The 18,897-nt window shown below is 42.9% G+C and carries 13 protein-coding genes and 1 pseudogene; 4 read left to right on the top strand and 10 right to left on the bottom strand.

Annotation, left to right across the window (positions count from 1 at the left end; genetic code table 11):
- Positions 1-205: 205 nt before the first annotated feature.
- Together AB5Z12_RS04445 and purF are read right to left on the bottom strand one after the other, a co-directional pair.
- Positions 206-433 carry an HPr family phosphocarrier protein gene (locus tag AB5Z12_RS04445; protein ID WP_118580104.1) on the bottom strand — a complete coding sequence of 76 codons (228 nt, stop codon included), beginning with the start codon at positions 431-433 and terminating at the stop codon, positions 206-208.
- Positions 434-695: 262 nt separating this feature from the next.
- The gene (purF, locus tag AB5Z12_RS04440) at positions 696-2,120 is read right to left on the bottom strand and encodes an amidophosphoribosyltransferase (protein ID WP_173715499.1); all 1,425 of its coding nucleotides are present in this window, start codon (positions 2,118-2,120) and stop codon (positions 696-698) included.
- Between the two features lie 418 nt (positions 2,121-2,538).
- Here purF and AB5Z12_RS04435 point away from each other — a divergent pair, with 418 nt between their 5' ends.
- Together AB5Z12_RS04435 and AB5Z12_RS04430 are read left to right on the top strand one after the other, a co-directional pair.
- Positions 2,539-4,638, top strand: coding sequence for a glutamine synthetase III (locus AB5Z12_RS04435; RefSeq protein ID WP_195409315.1), 2,100 nt, complete (start codon positions 2,539-2,541; stop codon positions 4,636-4,638).
- 329 nt (positions 4,639-4,967) lie between these two features.
- On the top strand, positions 4,968-6,695 hold the full coding sequence (locus AB5Z12_RS04430) for an ammonium transporter (RefSeq protein WP_368356939.1): 1,728 nt from the start codon (positions 4,968-4,970) through the stop codon (positions 6,693-6,695).
- A gap of 136 nt (positions 6,696-6,831) precedes the next feature.
- Here AB5Z12_RS04430 and AB5Z12_RS04425 read toward each other — a convergent pair whose 3' ends face one another.
- The 6 genes from AB5Z12_RS04425 to AB5Z12_RS04400 all read right to left on the bottom strand — a co-directional run bounded on the left by AB5Z12_RS04425 (position 6,832) and on the right by AB5Z12_RS04400 (position 14,143).
- Positions 6,832-8,664, bottom strand: a complete 1,833-nt coding sequence (locus tag AB5Z12_RS04425) for an ABC-F family ATP-binding cassette domain-containing protein (RefSeq protein WP_368356940.1) — start codon at positions 8,662-8,664, stop codon at positions 6,832-6,834.
- A gap of 24 nt (positions 8,665-8,688) precedes the next feature.
- Complete coding sequence (locus AB5Z12_RS04420; RefSeq protein WP_173715597.1) at positions 8,689-9,327, bottom strand: trimeric intracellular cation channel family protein; 639 nt, start codon at positions 9,325-9,327, stop codon at positions 8,689-8,691.
- Between the two features lie 317 nt (positions 9,328-9,644).
- Complete coding sequence (locus AB5Z12_RS04415; RefSeq protein ID WP_226814790.1) at positions 9,645-10,517, bottom strand: carbohydrate ABC transporter permease; 873 nt, start codon at positions 10,515-10,517, stop codon at positions 9,645-9,647.
- Positions 10,514-11,494 carry a carbohydrate ABC transporter permease gene (locus AB5Z12_RS04410; RefSeq protein WP_118580131.1) on the bottom strand — a complete coding sequence of 327 codons (981 nt, stop codon included), beginning with the start codon at positions 11,492-11,494 and terminating at the stop codon, positions 10,514-10,516. Before AB5Z12_RS04410 ends, AB5Z12_RS04415 begins: the two co-directional genes overlap by 4 nt.
- A 233-nt stretch (positions 11,495-11,727) precedes the next feature.
- Positions 11,728-13,080: a hypothetical protein gene (locus tag AB5Z12_RS04405; protein WP_148462812.1), complete on the bottom strand. Its 1,353-nt coding sequence runs from the start codon at positions 13,078-13,080 to the stop codon at positions 11,728-11,730.
- A 43-nt stretch (positions 13,081-13,123) separates the two neighbouring features.
- Positions 13,124-14,143 (bottom strand): LacI family DNA-binding transcriptional regulator, encoded by a 1,020-nt coding sequence (locus AB5Z12_RS04400; RefSeq protein WP_330382729.1) that lies wholly within the window; start codon positions 14,141-14,143, stop codon positions 13,124-13,126.
- 578 nt (positions 14,144-14,721) lie between these two features.
- Here AB5Z12_RS04400 and AB5Z12_RS04395 point away from each other — a divergent pair.
- The gene (locus AB5Z12_RS04395) at positions 14,722-17,157 is read left to right on the top strand and encodes a glycosyl transferase (protein WP_368356941.1); all 2,436 of its coding nucleotides are present in this window, start codon (positions 14,722-14,724) and stop codon (positions 17,155-17,157) included.
- 72 nt (positions 17,158-17,229) lie between these two features.
- On the opposite strand, the gene AB5Z12_RS04390 is transcribed toward AB5Z12_RS04395, so the two are convergent.
- Positions 17,230-18,567, bottom strand: coding sequence for an MATE family efflux transporter (locus tag AB5Z12_RS04390; protein WP_118580128.1), 1,338 nt, complete (start codon positions 18,565-18,567; stop codon positions 17,230-17,232).
- A gap of 126 nt (positions 18,568-18,693) precedes the next feature.
- Positions 18,694-18,768, bottom strand: a pseudogene (locus tag AB5Z12_RS04385) (DUF6783 domain-containing protein); the annotation flags it as partial.
- Here AB5Z12_RS04385 and AB5Z12_RS04380 point away from each other — a divergent pair.
- The gene (locus tag AB5Z12_RS04380; RefSeq protein WP_368356942.1) at positions 18,747-18,887 is read left to right on the top strand and encodes a DUF6783 domain-containing protein; all 141 of its coding nucleotides are present in this window, start codon (positions 18,747-18,749) and stop codon (positions 18,885-18,887) included. The pseudogene AB5Z12_RS04385 and the gene AB5Z12_RS04380 sit on opposite strands and share 22 nt — an antisense overlap.
- Positions 18,888-18,897: the final 10 nt, after the last annotated feature.

The raw sequence follows: 18,897 nt of genomic DNA, 5'->3' as shown, positions 1-18,897 counted from the left end.
CGTTGCGCCGGCGAGTGAGCAATCACCATTGTCCGAGTGCGTCCGCCTTGAACAACTTTCAACACACTAAATAGCAATTTGAGTTATAAAAAAAACAGATGCTGTCGGGATACCATGCTGTCTCATATTTCAAGTCGTTCCCGGCAATATCTGTTTTTTACGATTTTATGGACACCTTAAAAGGCGCCAGTTTACAACTGCTTAATCAGGCAACTGCAAACTTCTGTAATGTACGGTTAAATTCCTTGCTCTCGCCATGGCACTGTACAGTAAGAACCCTTGTAAGATCCATGCTCAGAACTCCCAGAATGGATTTTGCATCAATGATGATTCTGTTATAGAAAACATCTATGTCAAAATCACATTTACCTGCTGCCCTTACGAATTCCTGAACATCTTCCTTCGCATTCAGCTTAATCTGCTTCTGACACATCGTTATCACCCTTTCTGTTTTACAGGAATTATAGTTTCCTTTTCTATCAAAATCAAAGGCTCTTGAAAACGCTTTCCTTTGATTGAAGCAAATTATGCACCAAGTCTCCATATTTGTCAAGTTTTTTCTCATACACTTTTTTGTAACATTTCAGAAATAAATATACCGATTGCACAAATATGCAATCGGTATTTTGGTAATTATGCACTTTTTTATTGTTATGAATGTTCTGGAACAACCTGTATAAACGAAATTATTTCTCTCATATCTTATGAATTTCAAAATCATTTTGTAAATTATTCTCATCTGGAATTACCATCGGATACTTTCCGTCAAAGCATGCCTTACAAATAGGAAGTCCACCTGCCATGCCCTCCAAATAATCAATCTCCATATAACCAAGGGAATCTGCCCCTATCATCTTACAGATCTCTTCTGTGGAGTGCTGTGCTGCGATCAGCTGGTCATTGCTTGGCACATCGGTTCCGAAATAGCATGGATGTAAAAATGGCGGAGAACTGATCCTTACGTGTACTTCAAGAGCGCCTGCTTCTTTCAACATGCGAATCAGGTTTGCTATGGTGGTTCCACGGACAATAGAGTCGTCCACAAGCACAATACGTTTTCCTTTTACAACAGCATCCAACACACTCAGCTTCAGATGAACACTGGATTCTCTCTCTTTCTGAGTAGGTTTGATAAAAGTTCTTCCGATATAAGAGTTCTTATAAAATGCAAATCCGAATGGAATACCAGATTCTTCAGAAAATCCTTTGGCAGCAGGAAGACCGGATTCCGGAACACCGGTGACAAGATCTGCCTCCACAGGATAAGATTTTGCAAGGGATTTACCGCCACGGATACGTGCATCATAAACCTTTACACCGTCCATGGTACTGTCCAGTCTTGCAAAATAGATATATTCAAAAACACAGTGGGCACGGGTTTTCACAGTATCTGCAAGAGTCATGTCTGATTTCACACCCTTACGGCTGATCGTAATCATCTCACCAGGTTCGATATCACGGATAAACTCGGCACCTACAGAAGTAAGTGCACAGCTCTCAGAAGCCAGCACGTAAGCATTGTCCCTTTTTCCAAGGCAGAGAGGCTTTAAGCCATAGGGGTCACGGACTCCGATCAGCTTACGGGGGCTCATGATCACAAGGCCGTATGCGCCTTGTAGCTTCCTGGCTGTATTCAGGACCGCCTCCTCTACACAGCTGGTATGTACCCGCTCTCTGGCTACATGAAATGCAATCACTTCTGAGTCAGTGGTGGTATGAAAAACTGCTCCGCTCTGGATCAGTTCCCATTTCAGTGTCCCAGTGTTAACAAGGTTTCCATTGTGTGCCAGTGCCAGACTTCCTTTTACATAAGATAAAACCAAAGGCTGTGCGTTCTCTGCAACGGATGCTCCTGTTGTGGAATAGCGTACATGTCCGATTCCGATATCACCGCTCATCTTATGGAGTGTATCCTCGCGAAGCACCTCGCTTACCAGACCAAGATCTTTGTGAAACTTAACATTTCCAATAGGTCCCTTAGTATCCGATACTGCCAGGCCACAGGCTTCCTGACCACGGTGCTGCAAAGAAGTCAGACCATAGTAAATAGAAGACGTCACATCATTTCCATCCAGGTCATAGATTCCGAAGACACCACACTCTTCTTTAATCTCTGCCATTTGTTTTCCTCCTCGGTACTGAGTTTTATTTTAATGATCAAATCCAATCTCAAAAATGCATCCCATTTCGTCGATTTTGCGTATCGCCAAATAAATTTACAGCCAAGGACGTATCGTTATGCAAGCACGCTCACATATCTTACTGTAAATTTGCCTGGCTCTGAACAAAAATTATAATGGAAGAAACCTATTTGTCAAGTATGCCTATCCTAATTTGAGCAAGAACTTTTTTCAGTCAACCGCAAAATCTTTTTGGAATTTTTTTCAAAAAAACTATTGACATCTGTTTTTTTTTGAGTATACTACAGAACATAAAGCAAAGGCGCTTTGGAATACAGAAATGTATCCAAGGCGCCTTTTTCTTTTATCAAAAATAAGGATGAAGAAAGACATGAAAAGTGAAAGGAGCGTATCCGTTATGACACAGAATATTCCCGAAATCTATGGAAGTCTTGTTTTCAACGACAGGATTATGCGCAGTAAATTACCTAAGGACATGTACAAAGCACTGAAAAAGACCATCGAAAATGGTACTCACCTGGAGCTTGATGTTGCAAACTCCGTTGCAGTAGCCATGAAAGAATGGGCAATCGAAAATGGTGCTACTCATTATACACACTGGTTCCAGCCTATGACAAATGTAACAGCTGAGAAACACGACAGCTTCATTTCCCCAACAGGCGATGGACAGGTGATCATGGATTTCTCCGGAAAAGAACTTGTAAAAGGTGAACCGGATGCTTCCAGTTTTCCATCCGGCGGTCTTCGTGCTACTTTTGAAGCAAGAGGATACACAGCATGGGATCCAACATCACCGGCCTTCATTAAAGACGGAACCCTTTACATTCCTACAGCATTCTGTTCCTACAGCGGTGAGGCACTTGACAAAAAGACTCCTCTCCTTCGCTCTATGGATACCTTAAATAAAGCAGCCGTAAACATGCTTCACGTTCTTGGAAACAAGGGAATTAAACATGTTTCCACAACAGTAGGACCTGAGCAGGAATACTTCCTGGTTCCAAAGGAGCTTTATAAAGAAAGAAAAGATCTTGTATTCTGTGGACGTACCTTACTTGGTGCTCCAGCTCCTAAGGGACAGGAAATGGAAGATCACTACTTTGGAACTCTGAAGCCAAAGGTTGCAGCTTACATGCATGATCTTGATGTAGAACTCTGGAAGCTTGGCATTCCTGCAAAAACAAAACATAACGAGGTTGCTCCTGCACAGCATGAGCTGGCTCCTGTATTTGATACCACAAATGTAGCCGTTGACCACAACCAGCTGACAATGGAAATCATGAAAAAGGTTGCTGACAAACATGATCTGGTTTGCCTGCTTCACGAAAAACCATTTGAGGGAATCAATGGAAGTGGTAAGCACAACAACTGGTCCATGATCACAGATGATGGCGTAAATCTTCTGGATCCTGGAAAAACACCATCTGAAAACATTCAGTTTCTTGTCTTCTTAATGGCAGTTATTAAAGCAGTTGATGAATATGCTGATCTTCTTCGTATCTCCGTTGCAAGTGCAGGAAATGATCACAGACTTGGTGCCAACGAGGCTCCGCCCGCAGTTGTATCTATTTTCCTTGGTGATGAACTTACAGAAGTTCTGAAGTCTATCGAAAATGATACTTACTTTACTTCTCACGGCGCTGTACAGATGGATATCGGAGCAATTGTTCTGCCACACTTTGTAAAAGACAATACTGACAGAAACCGTACTTCACCATTTGCATTTACCGGAAACAAATTCGAGTTCCGTATGCTTGGTTCTGCTGCTTCTGTTGCAAACCCGAATATTGTATTGAATACAGCTGTTGCGGAAGCTCTTGACCAGTTTGCCAAAGAGCTTGATGGTGTAGCTCCGGAAGATATGGAACATGCAGTTCATGAACTGATTAAGAGAGCCATTAAGAAACACAAACGTGTGATCTTCAACGGTAACGGTTATACAGATGAGTGGATTGAAGAGGCTGAAAAACGTGGTCTTTACAACCTGAAGTCTACCCCGGATGCTCTCCCAATGTGGATTGCCCAGAAGAATATCGACCTGTTCACAAAGCACAGCATTTTCACCAGCGAAGAGCTGCACTCCCGTTATGAAATCTGGCTTGAGAACTACTCCAAGACCATCAACATCGAATCTAATACAATGGTTGAAATGGTTCAGAAAGACCTTCTTCCATCTGTTATGTCTTATATTGAAGAAATTGCAAGCACAGCAAGCCTGAAAGCATCTGTTGTACCTGGAATCACCTGTGAGAGTGAAACTACTCTTATCACCAAGCTGTCCGGACTTCAGGATGCTATGACAAAAGGTCTTGAGAAGCTGAAATCTGATACAGCAAAAGCAAAAGCAACTGAAGATGTTCTGGAAAATGCAAAACTGTATCAGGCTGAAGTACTTGAGGACATGGAGGAATTGAGAAAATCTGCTGATGAAGCTGAAACTCTCATTCCGGATGATCTGCTTCCATATCCTACATATGGAAAACTTCTCTTCTATATCTGATCAGATTTACAGAGGAGAATTCTAAATGAAAGAAACTGTTCCTGTTTTTGGAATTTGTTTCTCACACAGGTAAATACAGGGGATATCTATTATGAAACTCTACTTCATAATTCATTATCGATTTCCTCATCCATTAATCACACGATACGGATATCCCCTGTTTTACATATTAATTTTACAACTGAATATTTCTGCAGACGCAGACAATATACCAGGATCGTAAAGGCGCGAAAGAAAAAACAAATTTGTTTTCTCTTTCGCGCTTTTTGATATTAAAAACGTGTTTTTCGAAACATTTCGAAAAGTGCGAAAAGAGGGAGGAAATTATTATGGATTATTCAGCAGTAAACACGATCTGGGTACTTGTTGGTGCCGCGCTGGTCTTCTTTATGCAGGCCGGATTTGCTATGGTGGAGACAGGTTTCACCAGAGCCAAAAATGCAGGTAACATTATTATGAAAAACCTGATGGATTTCTGTATCGGTACTCCGGCTTTCTGGCTGGTTGGCTTTGGAATCATGTTCGGTGCAGGAAACGGCTTCTTCGGAAGAATCGGTGGTATCGCTTCAGAAGCAAATTATGGCAGTGCAATGCTTCCTGACGGAGTTCCGTTCTGGGCATTCCTGATTTTCCAGACAGTCTTCTGTGCTACTTCCGCTACAATTGTTTCCGGTGCTATGGCTGAGAGAACCAAATTCTCATCGTATTGTGTATACAGTCTTATGATCAGCCTTGTAGTATATCCGATTTCCGGTCACTGGATCTGGGGCGGCGGTTTCATCAGTCAGATGGGCTTCCATGATTTCGCAGGTTCCTGTGCAGTACATATGGTAGGTGGTGTGGCCGCCTTTATCGGTGCCGTCATTCTTGGACCACGTATCGGAAAATATTCCAAAAGTGGAAAATCAAAAGCAATTCCAGGTCATAACCTGACAGTCGGTGCACTTGGTGTATTTATCCTCTGGTTCTGTTGGTTTGGTTTCAACGGTGCTTCCACTGTATCCATGGAAGGCGATGCAATTGTAAGTGCAGGAAAAATCTTCGTTACCACAAACCTTGCCGCTGCAGTTGCAACTGTAACTGTTATGATGATCACATGGATCCGTTATAAAAAACCAGATGTGTCCATGTCCCTGAACGGATCTCTTGCAGGTCTTGTTGCAATTACTGCAGGATGTGATACCGTATCTCCTACATCTGCTGCTATTATCGGTATTGCAGCTGGTTTTATTGTAGTATTTGGTATTGAATTTATTGATAAAGTATTAAAAGTTGATGATCCGGTTGGTGCTGTTGGTGTCCATGGCTTAAACGGTGCATTTGGTACTCTCGCCGTTGGTCTTTTCTCCGATGGAGCTGGTACAGACTGGAAAGGTCTTCTTGTTGGCGGCGGTTTCCACGGATTTGGTGTACAGCTTGCCGGAATGTTTATCACAATTGCATGGGTTGCAGTTACAATGACAATTATTTTCCAGGTTATCAAACATACTATGGGTCTTCGAGTATCTGCTGAAGAGGAGATTCAGGGTCTTGATATAAAAGAACATGGTCTTGCAAGTGCTTATGACGGATTTGCTATTCGCGATGCTGTTGCTTCTGTTCCCACTCCTATGGGAACTTCCAGAGAATTTACCGCTGCTCCCAGACCTTCTGCTCCAGCTGAATTCATTCCGGAAATCCCGGCAGACGGCGTTCATAAGCTTACAAAGGTTGTTATCATTACCCGTCAGAACAAGCTGGAAGAGTTTATGCAGGCTATGAATGAAATCGGCGTAACCGGAATCACCATTACAAACGTTCTTGGCTGTGGTGTCCAGAAAGGGGCTCCTGCTTACTATCGTGGCGTTGAGATGGATATGAACCTGCTTCCGAAAGTCAAGATTGAAATTGTTGTCAGCCTTGTTCCTGTTCAGAAGGTTATCGAAACCGCTAAGAAAGTTCTTCATACTGGTCAGATCGGTGATGGAAAAGTTTTCGTATATGATATCGAAAACGTTGTCAAAATCAGAACTGGCGAGGAAGGTTACCTGGCATTGCAGGATACTCACGAAGAGTAATAAATCACTTTGACGTCTTACTACATTTTTGTTTCCCTTATTTAAAAACAGCCCCTGGAATTTTTTCCGGGGCTGTTTTTTCTATACATTTCCGTCACACATATTCGTCAATGCTGCTTCCTATACAATTTTTTTGTTATCCGTTATATTTCCGCAAAAGCTTTTCCAGCTCTTCTGAAATCTTTTTCGCTTCCTCATACTTGCCTGCCTGAAGTGCGAAAGCAATCCGGTTCTCCAGTTCTTTTTTCTTCTGCTCATATTCCAGATAATCCTTATCAAAGTGGTCGGCGTAAATCATCTTTCGGAATTTTCGCATACTTACCTTGCGAAGGCCCTTATCCTCTGTGAGAAGCACATAATCCATGCAGTTGGCTACGGTATAAAAATCATGGGAAACCATGAGAACTGTCCCATTGTATTTCTCTACCGCCTGCTCCAGTGCCAGTTGGGAATATGTGTCCAGATGACTGGTTGGCTCATCCAGTAGCAGCAGACCTGCACCTGTTCTGGAAATCTTCGCAAGCTGGAGAAGATTCTTTTCTCCACCAGACAGATCACATACCGAACTGTAGATCAGTTCTTCCTCAAAACCATAGGTTTTCAGGTAAGCTATCACCTGATCATCGGTATCAAAGCCTGCATCCTCAAAATTTTTAAGAACAGTGGCCTTCTCATCAAATACCTCCCCATGCATCTGGGAAAGATATGCCATCTTAACATTTTCGCCAAGACGGATTGCCGGGTTTTCTCCTTTGATAACATCACGAAGAAGGGTCGTCTTTCCAGTACCGTTTGGTCCCACAATTGCAACCTTATCCCCTGCATGAAGAACAAAGGAAACATGTTCCATAATCTCACGGTCAAAGGTCACATTATAGTCTTCTACACTTAACACTATCTTCTCAGCTTCATTTTCTGCATTCGCATCTCCCAACTCGGATTTTCTTTCACTTTCCAAAGCTTCTTCCGGATTTTCACCAGAAACTTCCGCATCAAAAACCTCATCTGCATGAAATACGATCTCCGGCTGCTTAATATCCACAAATGGAGACTTTGTCTTTCTCGCTTCCAGACGTTCCAAAAGGGAAACTCGCGCATGCAGGCTTCTTCCCCTTGTTGCACTGTCAATGGCAGTAGCGCTGTTTCGAAGACGCTCTACAATCTTGCGGTTACGCTCGATTTCCTCCATATCTGCCGCAGCCAGCTCCTGCTGCTCAATTTTCATCTGCAAAAGTGCAAAATTATAATCCACATAATTGCCATCAAATTCCTGCATCTCCGTATTTTCCAGATGGAGGATCTTGTTGAAGCAATGATTCAGAAGATAGCGGTTGTGGGTGATCACAAGCAATGTTCCCTTATGGGAATTGATCAGATTCCGAAGTGCATTTAAGTGCTGAAAATCCAGGAACACATCTGGCTCATCCATAATAATAAATTTCGGGCTGATCATCATCTCCCGGATGGCCTGCACCAGTTTGAACTCTCCACCGCTTAAATTTGTAAGAAGCTGATCTTCATACCCAGCCAGCCCCGCTGTTTTCAGCTGCTTGCGAATATTACTTTCGTAAAAGTCACCGTCAATGGCATTAAATTCATCTAAAGTCTGCTGATATTCCTCCATCAGCTCCTCCAGATGATCTGTAACTGCCATATCCTCGCAGATCTGGTTGATCTTATTCTGAAGCCTTACAAATTCTTCACTGATATAATCAAATACCGTAATCTCTTTTTCTTCCTCAACGGTGTAAAACTGACTGACATATCCAATCCTTCCAGGTACATCCACGATCAGCTTTCCATCGTATAAATATTTATCCGGATGAAGGATCATGTTCACCAGTGTACTCTTACCGGTTCCATTGGTTCCGATAAAGGCACAATGCACATCATCCTCCAGGGTAAATGAAATTTTATTATATAACTCTTTATGTGGAAAAGAATAGGATAAATTCTCTGCTTTAATCATAAGTACTCCTCTAATAGTTGCCTTTTATTTTAATTTCGGCAGGTTCCACCTGTAATGTGCAGCCAGATACCGCATCAGGATCACCGCTGCAGATCCAAAGATCAAGGAGAACACCACTCCAAACCAGCGGTACGTATACACACAAACAATAGCTCCCACAATGGATGCACATGCATAAATATGCTTTACAAAAATATAAGGCGGCACCTCTGCCATCATATCACGGAGCAATCCTCCGCCAACACCGGTGATGGTTCCCACAAATACCAGCAGGAAAGTGTTGTCTGCAAACCCCTGACGGATTCCAGTATTTACGCCAACCACAGTAAATATCCCAAGTCCTACAGAGTCCATCACCAGCATTACTTTGTCATAAGTAACATTTCCTTTCAGCATCTCCCTTTTAAAATAAAGAAGAAAAAACACCAGCACTGAAGTAAGCACTGCTACAGCCGCATATACTGGCTTCTGAAAAACTCCCGGAGGGGTAATTCCAAGCGTCACATCACGAATCATACCCCCGCCAACTGCAGTGATCACCCCAAGAACCGAAACTCCGAAAATATCCATCTTCTGCTCCGATCCCACCAGTGCACCTGACGCTGCAAATGCAATAGTTCCAATCATCTCCAAAATAAATGTGATTGTTTCCTGATACCCCATAAAACAATAACCTCGCCCAATTTTATCCTAAAGCATGTTTAAAAAGACTTTCTGCAAGATTACGTGAATGATTTTTCAAACAGGCTCTATGCCATTCTCAAAAAACATGCTGCTTTTTCCTATAAATGACACCAAATCAGTATAACATATAATTCTCTGTTTGCCACCTGAAAATACCAAAATTCTTAATAAATTTCAGTGATGCTAAATTATTTTTCAAAAAAAGTGCAAAAATACAGCCAGAAGATTTCTCCCCTGACTGTACATGTTATTCTCTTTTAATATTTTTCTTAATCAAATGCTTTTCATACACACCATCAACCCTTAACACCGCCAAGTGCAACACCTGCGACGATGTACTTGGAAAGTACCAGGTATACAACAACCAGAGGGATAATGGTAACAAACAGTCCTACATAAACTACACCATAGTCCGTACGGAACTGGTTGGAGCTCAGCAGCTGTACAAACATAGGAAGTGTTTTCTTGGAATCTGTTGTCAGCAAAATGGTAGGTGTAAACAGGTTGTTCCACTGTGCAATAAACTGAAAGATTGCCTGTGTGGCAACTGCCGGTTTCATAATCGGCAGGATAATTTTGTTAAAGGTATTCCACTCTTTTGAACCGTCGATTCTGGCTGCCTCGATCATCTCCAGAGAAAGTGTACTTTCCATATACTGTTTCATAAAGAAAACAACAGTTGGAGCTGCAATGGTAGGAATGATCAGCGGAACGTATGTATCGATCAGCTTCAGATCCAGCATGAAACGGTAGAAACCGATGATGGAAATCTGACTTGGCACCATCATAACTGCCATAATAAATGCCCATGCAAATTTTTTGAATTTGAAATCATATACATGGATACCATAAGCTGTCAGAGATGAAAAGTAAACTGACAGGAAGGTTCCAGGGATTGTAATGGTTGCAGAGTTAATGATTGCTTTCTGCAAAGTGATCTGCATACCGTTCTGCTTGATCATCAGGTTTTTCCAGTTCTCGATCAGGTGTGTGGACGGAATCAGGGAAACACCAGCCTTGATAGACTCAGAATCTCTTGTTGCGTTCATAACCAGAAGAACAAATGGCAAAAGTGCAATGATACAGAATAAAATACAAATAATGGTACGGAAGACTTTCTGATGCAGCATATTCTTGCTGTAGCTGTCTGCTGTTGCGGCTTTACTCATGATCTTCCACCTGCCTTTCTACGCTGTTTCTGCTCTTTTTTCATACGTCTGTCTTCGCTGTCGCTCATAGTTGCGAACAGGATCAGACTGACAACCAACGTGATAATAAACAGTACTACGGAAACGGCTGCTGCCTTTCCAACATCGCTGTTATACAGACGCATAATATACATAGCCATTGTAGTAGTCTTATCATCTGGAAGACCAACAAGTCCGGTTTCCGGAACGTTAAACAATGCCGGGATATCATACATCTGAAGACCACCGATTGCGGAGGTAACCAATGTGTACAACATAATTGGTTTCAAAAGCGGTAAAGTGATGTAGCGGAATTTTTTCCAGCCTGTTGCACCATCAATATCAGCAGCCTCGAAAAGTCCCGGGTCAATGCCAAGAACGCCTGAAATCAGAAGCAAGGTCGTATTACCAAACCACATCCACCACAGAATTGTGGAGATCAGCCCACGGCTTCCTGCTACGCTGGACATAAAATCGAAGTTCTTGCCAAGAACGCCCCAGTCCTTCAAAGTCTGGGTGATTGGTCCGTACTGGGAAAACAAAGATTTAAACAATACAGAAACAGAAGCTGCAGTGATAACACTTGGAAGATAAACGATAACCTTCATCGCACCGGTTCCTTTTACCTTAACCTTCTCATCCGTCAGCCATACAGCCAGAAGAAGGGAAACCAGAATCTGAGGAACAAAGTTGCAGCCCCACATTACAAGGGTATTTTTCAGATAGCTGAGTACATAACCTCTCTCTCCTGCAGCCATACCAAGGATATTTACAAAATTCTGAAGTCCTGCAAACTCCATGAATTCACGCCCGTTACGTTTGTAGTAGGATAAGGTACTATAATAGAAAGTATTGATCAGTGGCCACAGCTGGAACACCAGATAAGTGATAAAAAACGGTGCAATAAAGAAGTAGCCATACCTTCCATAATCGATCATTTTTTTCTTTTTCTTATTCATAACAGCCTCCTGTCTGAAGTTGCCTGCTTTTCCCAGGCAGAATGCCTGACACTGGCGGGAGTACCTGCCCCTCCGGGCTTCTGCGCCATCCTCCTCTGCCACTGGCAGTCATTCTGCTTTTTTATAGCAAAAGCAGCTGCTCGCTTATATAAGAATGTGCTGCTCCTTCTTTTGGGAAGAAGCAGCACACTCACTACTTACTTATGATTGACTCTGCAAACTCTTAAACCACATTATTCTGCGCTCAGGTAAGAGAATGTATCATGGATAGATGCGGTCAGATCTGCAAGTGCAGTATCAAGGTCTTTTTCGCCTGTAGCATAAGCCTTGGTCTGAGTATCCATAAGGGAAAGGATCTGCTGATCTTCTGCTGTTACCATAGAAGCATCAAGTCCGTCTGCTAATGGAAGGAAGAACTCCATGAAGTTCTGTCCAGCGTCTGGATACAGATATCCGTTACCATCTGCGGATGTACCAGCCTCAATGATCTTGCTGACAGCTGCTGTATTATTTACATAGTCAGAGTTCAGAGCGTTGATTGCAACCATTCCATCTTCATCACATGTGAAGAATTTCATGATCTTAGCTGCAAGCTCGGTATCTGCACAATCTGTTGTAGCTGCAAGTCCTGTGCCGCCCCAATAGCATTTTGTCTGGGTAGGAACAAGGATTGTGTTGCCTTTCCAAGCATCACTTAAGCTCCAGTATACGAACCATGGGCATCCCATATAAGCAAGTGCTGCGTTAGAATCAACGCCATCACCACTCATGTTTGCACTCCAGTCAGCGCTCCACTGATCGGTATTGAAGGTAAGGTCTTCATCATAAAGAGTCTTAGCTGTTTCCATATATGTCTTGATGTTGTCATCAATTGTAATCTTATCGTTCTCATCATAGAAGCCCTGAGTTCTGGAACCGGTCAGGCTACGTTTGATCTCATCATAGCCGGAGAACAGTTTGCATTTTCCGCCGGAAGCATCGTTAACCTCTTTAGCTGTAGCAACGATGGTATCCAGATCTTTGAATTTCTCAGCTAATGCTGCAGGATCTGTTGTTCCAAGATATTTCTCAGCCAGATCTGCACGAACTGCGTAGCATCCAGGAGTTGCCTGCCAGAACAGAGCTCTTACGTTTCCATCAACATCGGATCCAAGATCCAGATTGTACTGATAGCTGTTTGCATAGTCATCAGCTGTGATTCCAAGATCTGCTACATTCTGTACCCAGTCGCTGTTTACATATTTCTGAACATAGTCAACTTCCAGGCCCATCATATCAGGATATAACTCATTTGAAGGATCATCAAGTACAGGATCCAGTTTGCTCTGATAATAATCAGATCCACCTGTGTTTACGAAAACGATTCTTTCGTAATCATCTGGATAAGCCTCTTTGAATGGTCCATCAAGGATCTTCTTGATATCATCGTTCCATCCCCATACTACAAAGGAATCATCTGCGGAAGCGTCACCGGTAACTTCGTTTTCCGGTGTTTCTGCATCTTCTGCCATAACCGGGACTGCACATAATGTCATTCCTGCCAGCATAGAAGCTGTTAATAATACGCTCACCATTTTTTTCTTCATGTTACTTCCTCCTTTAATTATATCTTTTAATTTTTTTTAATAACTACTTGAAATTTTTTGATGGATACAAAGTTTTCACGGAAGCTCCTTTAAAAAGGGTTCCATCCACTGTGTATTTCTCAATAACTGTTGTCTTCGGGTGCTCAATCAGCTCAATCAGCCTTTCTGCCGCTATCCTTCCGATTGCCGCTGTGTCCTGGCAAAGGGTTGTCAGCTTGGGTTCAAGAACCTGGGCGATATTAATTCCATCGTACCCGGCTACTGAAATGTCTTCCGGTATCCGAAGTCCTCTTTCCCGTATCTCGTTTATCCCTCCCATCGCTGCATAATCGTCAGGATAGAGAATACAGGTTGGCGGATCTTTCAAATCCAAAAGTTCACCGGTTCTCTCACCTGCCAGATCAGCATCTCTGTAAAAAGACGGTTTTACATATTCATCCGGTTCTTCAATCCCCAGTCTTTGCAAGGTCCGGTAAAAGCTTCCAAGACGATTCTTGGTAACCGATGTGTCATCTCCATGAATGTAAGCGATCTTGCGGTGTCCCTTCTTATATATATAGGTAACAAGTTCTTCCATTCCCTGGATGTTGTTGGATACTACCGATATCCTTCCATCACAGATATGATCGATGGTCACCACCGGAATGTCTGAAAGGAGAAGCTCCTGAACCTCTTCTGCGGTGAAATCCACACAGGCCATTACCACTCCGTCCACGCCCCGGTATCTGCAGTGCTCCAGGTAGGTCATCCTTTTACCGGAAACATTTCCGCTTGTAAAAGTAATGTCATAGCCTTTCGCCTCTGCGGTGCTTTTGAAGCTTTCCAGTACTCTGTTGAAGTAATCATGTGTGAGACCGCTTCGGGCCTCGTCCACAAATAAAACTCCCAGATTAAAGGTTCGCTTCGTCTTCAAAGCTCTTGCCGATGAGTTGGGAAGATATCCCATCTCTGAAGCCGTTCTTAATATGTAGTTTTTTGTTTCTTCTCCGATATCGGAGTAACCATTTAATGCTTTACTGACAGTGGCGACTGAGACATTACATTGTTTTGCGATTTCTTTCATGGAAACCATATGCCTGCCTCATTCTTTCCTGTTTTTCTTTCCTGTCATCTCTAAATCGTTTTCGTGAGCTTATAGTACCCCCTAGTGCACAAAAAATCAAGTGGTTTCCTGCATTTTTTGTGCGTTTTCACATCATTCTACCTATTGCACAATTTAGATATTTGTGTTTTTAACAATTTAATTGTGAATAAGAGCCATTTCCGAAATGTTTTCGCGAAAAGTTTCGTGTTTTAAATCTCTGATTTGTAATATATAATAGATTTCATTATTACAGTAATTTTTATGTTGCTTTTAATCAGTCTTTCTATTATACTAAGAGCAAATATATACCATTATTCTTTACTTTTATTTCTAATTGCCTTTACTTATTCGTTTTCGTATGTTAATTATCTCGCAATTCAATCCAATTGATTTTTTCGAAACTACTCATTGCATTTGCAAAACATTATTACTATATAAGCGTAGATCACTGTGCAGCTTCGAAAAATAAATTAATGCACCCTGATGTAAATCACGAATAGCAATCAACCAATTAGAAAGAATTCAGCAAGAATAAAATTTATCAAAGGAGATCCACTATGAATTTCGGACATTTTGATGACGCCAATAAAGAATATGTCATTACAACACCAGATACCCCGTTGCCATGGATCAACTACCTTGGCTCCCAGGATTTCTTCACACTGATTTCCAACACCTGCGGCGGCTACAGCTTCTATAAAGATGCAAAGCTGCTCCGTATCACTCGTTACCGCTACAATAACATCCCGGTAGATTCCAACGGAAAATACTACTATATCAAAGATGGGGATACCGTATGGAATCCAGGTGCAATGCCAACCCGCACTCCTCTTGATGTTTATGAGTGCCGCCATGGACTTGGCTACAGCCGTTTCCACAGTGAGAAAAACGGCCTGGCAGCTGATCTTCTTGCATTCGTCCCTGTTGACACAGCCTGCGAGATCAACAAACTGACTCTGCGAAACAATTCAGATAAAGTGAAAGAGATTTCGTTATTTTCATATGTAGAATTCTGCCTCTGGAATGCTGTGGACGACATGACCAACTACCAGCGAAACTTAAGCACCGGTGAAGTTGAGATCATCGGCAGCACCATTTACCATAAGACCGAATACCGCGAACGACGCAATCACTACAGCTTTTTCACTGTAAATACTCCTGTAGACGGTTTTGACACCAGCCGTGATGAGTTCTTAGGACTTGGCCGCGGCAACAATGCTCCAATCGTTGTAGAGGAAGGCAAGAGCCACAATTCTGTTGCCAGCGGATGGTATCCCATTGCCAGCCAGCAGATCAATGTTTCTCTGGCACCTGGTGAAGAAAAAGAATATGTTTTCCTTCTTGGCTATTGTGAAAACCCAAAAGACGACAAATGGGAAGCTTTAAACGTGATCAAAAAAGAGCCTGCTAAGAAGATCATGGAGAAATTCGAAACTTCCGAACAGGTAAATGAAGCTTTCGCCATCCTGAATACTTACTGGGATGATCTTCTCTCCCGCTATCATGTAGAGAGTAAGGATCCTCACGTAAACCGTATGGCAAATATCTGGAACCAGTACCAGTGTATGGTAACCTTCAACATGTCCCGTTCCGCTTCTTACTATGAATCCGGAACCGGCCGTGGAATGGGCTTCCGTGATTCCTGCCAGGATCTTCTTGGATTTGTACATCTGATCCCGGAGCGTGCAAGAGAACGAATCCTTGACATTGCTGCAACCCAGTTCGAAGATGGAAGTGCTTATCATCAGTACCAGCCGCTTACCAAGCAGGGCAACCTGGATATCGGAAGCGGATTTAACGATGATCCGCTGTGGCTGATTGCCGCTGTGGCCGCTTACTTAAAGGAAACTGGAGATTATTCCATTCTGGATGAAATGGTTGCTTTTGACTGCCATATGGAAAAAGCAGCTCCTCTTTTTGAGCATCTCCGCCGTTCCTTCGAATACAGCCGCACCCATCTTGGACCACACAAGCTTCCTCTCATCGGACGTGCTGACTGGAACGACTGTCTGAACCTGAACTGCTTTTCCAATGAGCCTGGTGAATCCTTCCAGACCACAGGACCATCTGAGGGACCAGTTGCAGAATCTGTATTTATTGCAGGTATGTATGTAAAATATGGAAATGAGTTTGCAGAGATCTGCAGACGTGTTGGAAAAGAGGAGGACGCTGCTATCGCGCAGAAAGCTGTTGAAGAAATGTACCAGGCAGTCCTTGACGCTGGCTGGGATGGAGAATGGTTCCTTCGTGCTTATGACGCCACCTCTCAGAAGGTTGGTTCCCACGAATGCGAAGAGGGACAGATTTTCATTGAACCGCAGGGCTTCTGTATCATTGCTGGCATTGGCGTGAAAGAAGGTCTGGCAAAAAAAGCTCTTGATTCTGTAAAAGAGCGCCTGGATACCAAATATGGTATTATGCTTCACCAGCCGGCTTACACCAGATATTACCTGAACCTTGGTGAAATTTCTTCCTACCCGCCAGGATACAAAGAAAATGCCGGAATCTTCTGCCATAACAATCCATGGATTTCCATTGCCGAAACTGTTATCGGAAGAGGAAACCGTGCTTTTGAAATTTATAAAAAGACCTGCCCGTCTTATATTGAAAACATTAGCGAAATCCATCGTACAGAACCTTATGTTTATTCCCAGATGATCGCAGGACGTGACGCAGCCCGCCACGGTGAGGCAAAGAACAGCTGGCTTACCGGAACAGCCGCATGGACTTTCGTGAACCTCTCCCAGGCAATCCTGGGTGTGCAGCCATCCTATGACGGCCTTTCCATTGATCCGTGTATTCCGGAGGGCTTCGGTGACTTCACCCTCACCCGCCGCTTCCGCGGTGCCACCTATTACTTCGACGTTAAGAATCCGAATAATGTGGAAAAGGGTGTAGCTTACCTGGAGGTTGATGGCAAGCATGTGAATGGAAATGTGGTACCTGTTGAGGACGGAAAGACAGAGTATCATGTAACGGTGCATATGGAATAAAAATAAATATTACTAATTTTAGCAAGAGCCCCCGGGACCGAAATTCCGAGAGCTCTTGTTTTCCTATCTATTTTATTTCTCGTAAAGCGGATGAATTTCTTTTTTATACGCATATCGTATAAATACAAAGCAGATCACTCCTGAGAACACCTCTGCAATGGGAAAGGACCACCAGCAGGCTCCAAGGCCACCTACTTTTGACAGGATAAATGCAGCCGGGAGCAGTACTACCAGCTGACGCAGCACAGACACTGCAAGGCTTAAAAAACCATGTCCAAGCGCCTGAAACACAGAAGATGCAACTACAGAAAATCCTGCGATCAGAAAGCTGAGGCTGATGGTACGAAGTGCCGGGATACCGATTGCCATCATATCATCAGAGGCACTGAAAATTCCCAGAAGGCTTCCCGGAAACAGCTGAAATACAGCGAAACCAGCAAGCATAATACATACTCCGTAAATAATACTCAGCTTAATTGCTTTCGTAATACGTTTCGGTTTTCTGGCACCATAGTTGTAAGCAACAATGGGAACCATTCCATTATTCAGTCCAAACACTGGCATAAAAATAAAGCTCTGCAGCTTGAAATACACGCCAAATACCGCCGTTGCAGTAGAAGTAAAGCCCATCAGGATCTTATTCATTCCGAATGTCATAACAGAACCAACAGACGCCATAATAATAGATGGGAAGCCTACACTGTAAATGCTGCGGATCACATCACCGGAAATCTTATATTTCACAAGAGAAATATGAAGCTCTTTATTCAGCTTCATATTCACGATCACACCTGCAATTGCTGCAATGATCTGTCCGGTAACAGTGGCAAGGGCTGCTCCTGTTACTTCCATTCTTGGAAATCCAAATAAACCAAAAATCATGATTGGATCCAGAATAATATTGATAATAGCGCCAAGAAGCTGTGTTGCCATGGAATAAACCGTCTTCCCTGTAGACTGCAGAAGCTTCTCGCAGGTCAGCTGGATAAACAGGCCGAAGGACATAATTCCGATCACTCTGACATAATCCACACCATATTCCATGATCTGTGGATCCGTAGTCTGCACCCTGAAAAAAGCAGGTGCAAAAAATCCACAAACAATTGCAAATCCAATAAAGCTGAAAATTGCAAGATAAATACCGTTATTTGCAGCACTGTTGGCATACTCCTGCTTTTTCTCCCCAAGAGAGCGCGACACCAGCGCATTGATACCAACACCAGTACCGGTTCCCACTGCAATCATCAGGTTCTGCACCGGAAACGCAAGTGAAACTGCAGTAAGTGCACTCTCACTTAATTTCGCCACAAACATACTGTCCACAATATTATAAAGTGCCTGGACAAGCATGGAAATCATCATCGGTACAGACATGGTGAGCAGAAGCTTTGCCACTGGCATCACACCCATTTTATTTTCCTGAACTTTTACTTCTTTTTCCAAAAACAATCCCCTCTCTTCTGTAATTAAACCTTTTCGTTTACGGTTCACTCCGTGACCAGTAACCCTTTTTGTTCTGTCGCCTTCTTTTTTAGAGCGTGTTTGAAAAAGATTTTCTGCAAGATATGCATCACAATTTGTAGGAAATTTTGTCCAGATGGGACGTCGCAACGGGCTACGCAGACCAAATTCAGGCAAAATATACTGCAAAGCAGGGCGTGCAGATTGTGGAAATGATTTTTCAAACATGCTCCAGGCCAGTCCTCTTATTGTATATAAGTACATGCTGAATGTCAATAT

Source organism: Ruminococcus sp. RTP21358st1_G6_RTP21358_211008, from assembly GCF_040908885.1.
In the GTDB taxonomy this organism is placed as follows: domain Bacteria; phylum Bacillota; class Clostridia; order Lachnospirales; family Lachnospiraceae; genus Blautia_A; species Blautia_A faecis.
Note: the sequence above shows the minus strand (reverse complement) of the source record. Positions and strands in the feature narration are given on the sequence as shown.